Genomic DNA, 2108 nt, shown 5'->3' with positions numbered 1-2108 from the left:
TCGGGGTGCGCTTCGTGGCGGCGAACCTGCATCCGGATCATGATACGATTGCGACCTTCCGCCGGACGAACCGGACAGCCATTGAAGCTGCATTTGCGCAGGTCCTGCTTCTGGCGCGCGAGACGGGTCTGCTGCGTCTGGGTGTAGTATCGATTGACGGCACGAAAATCGATGCCGACGCATCGAAATACCGTTCGGTGCGCTACGACCGGATCAAGGCGCTGCGCGAACAGCTGGCAGTAGATATCGCGGAATTGATGGAGCAGGCGGAGCAGGCTGACACCACGGACACGGATCCGCAGGCCCTGCCAGAAGAGCTTGCCCGACGGGAAACACTGAAAGCGAAGCTGGACGAAGCCTGCGCCCGGCTGGAAGCAGATGCGAAGGCGCAGGCCGAGGCGGCGCGACCGGCATACGAGAAAAAGAAGGCGATGTATGACGCAAAAACAGGGCGTCGCGGTCGGGCGCCGAAACCGCCGGATGATGAACCACCACCCGACCGGCAGATCAGTCTGACCGATCCCGACAGCCGCCTCATGCGGCGTTCGGACGCCCACGAGTTCCGGCAGGCTTACAATGCCCAGGCCGTGGTCTGCGCCGAAGGCAGTCAGTTGATCGTGACAACCGACGTTGTCGCCACGTCAGCGGACGCGCCATCCTTTGCCAGCACCGTGCTGTCGATGGAAAACACGATCGGTCTCCCAAAGACAGTGCTTGCCGACACCGGTTACGCCAGCGGGCAGGCGGTCCGGGACCTGCGGAAAAAAGGCATTGATCCGCTGGTCGCCATCGGACGGCCCTGTGCCCGCAGGCCTTATGACTTCCGACCACCTCCTGAAAACAGGGAACCACGCCGGATCACCGAACCCTGGCGGCTTGCCATGAAGAAAAAACTGGAAACCACAAAAGCCGGAAATATTTACAGACTACGAAAACAGACCGTTGAACCGGTCTTTGGAATTATCAAAAGCATCATGGGCTTCAGAAGATTCAGTCTGCGTGGCCTTGCAAAAGTCACGACTGAATGGACCCTCGTCGCTCTCGCATACAACTGCAAAAGAATGGCACGGCTTCAGGCAGCATAAGCCGGGTCAGCCTCGGCGTTATCAGCCGCAAAATGCCCAACCCGACAGGCTGCTAGGGCCTGTTAGATCTTGAATTTCTTCCCATATTGTAGGGATGGAAGAAGGAGACAGAACAGGCGCCTTTACGGACGACACATGGGCGATCTGGGAACCTCTGGTTGAGGCGGTTCGCCCAAGGGGCAAGACGCCACCCCATGATCTGCGGCGTACGATAGCAGCAATTTTCTGGCGCCATGAGAATGGCGCGAAATGGCGGAGCATCCCCGCTGAACTGGGTCCATGGTGGCGGGCGGCGCAGCTTTTCATCCGCTGGTAGAAACTCGGCGTATGGGAACGCTTGCTCGAACTGGTTCAGGAACAACAGGGAGTGGCGTTCGGAATGACTTTTCTGGATGGTACGAACATCAGGGCTCACCACAAGGCGGCGGGAGCCCAAAAAAGGGGCCTCTTTCGAAGAACGGGACCATCGTGAAGCACTTGGCCGCTCTCGCGGCGGCTATGGCACGAAAGTCTGCGTGATCGCTGACGGACATGGAAAAGCCTTCGGTTTTGCGCTGGCCCCCGGACAGGCTCATGAACTGCCCCAGGCACCAGCCATGCTCGACAACCTCCCCTCCATTCCCCTGTGGGTAGTGGCGGACAAGGGCTACGCGTCTAACGCCTTTCGTGAACGGATATGGGACATGGGAGCCCGGCCCGCCATTCCTGCGAAACGACGCGATGGGTCGGTCGCCTGCCCAGAATGGGCCTATCGGTGTCGACATTTTGTCGAGAACCTCTGGGCTCGCCTCAAGGAGTGGGGTGCTGTCGCAACCAGATACGAAAAAACAGCAACGTCGTTCCTCGCGGTCATCCACATCGCTGCCGCAGCAGACTGGATCAAGCCCTAACAGGCCCTAGCTGTCAGGTTGTGAAACGTCATTGGGATGATGTAGGGTGGGCAATACCGCGTTACTCTTCATGGTTTTCTTCCGTTTGCAGGGAGACTGAATGATGCTTCAGATCCATCCACAGGCACGCACG

At 58.9% G+C, this 2108-nt stretch carries 1 protein-coding gene and 1 pseudogene; both read left to right on the top strand.

Annotation, left to right across the window (positions count from 1 at the left end):
* Positions 1-1085 (top strand): transposase (locus tag OQZ28_RS17415; protein WP_458136691.1); only part of this gene is annotated, 1085 nt, incomplete at its 5' end.
* A gap of 94 nt (positions 1086-1179) precedes the next feature.
* A pseudogene (locus OQZ28_RS17410) lies at positions 1180-1975 on the top strand (IS5 family transposase).
* Positions 1976-2108: the final 133 nt, after the last annotated feature.

It is taken from the genome of Komagataeibacter sp. NFXK3, assembly GCF_054182245.1.
The sequence above is the reverse complement of the archived record's forward strand: the minus strand, read 5'-3'. Positions and strand labels throughout refer to the sequence as shown.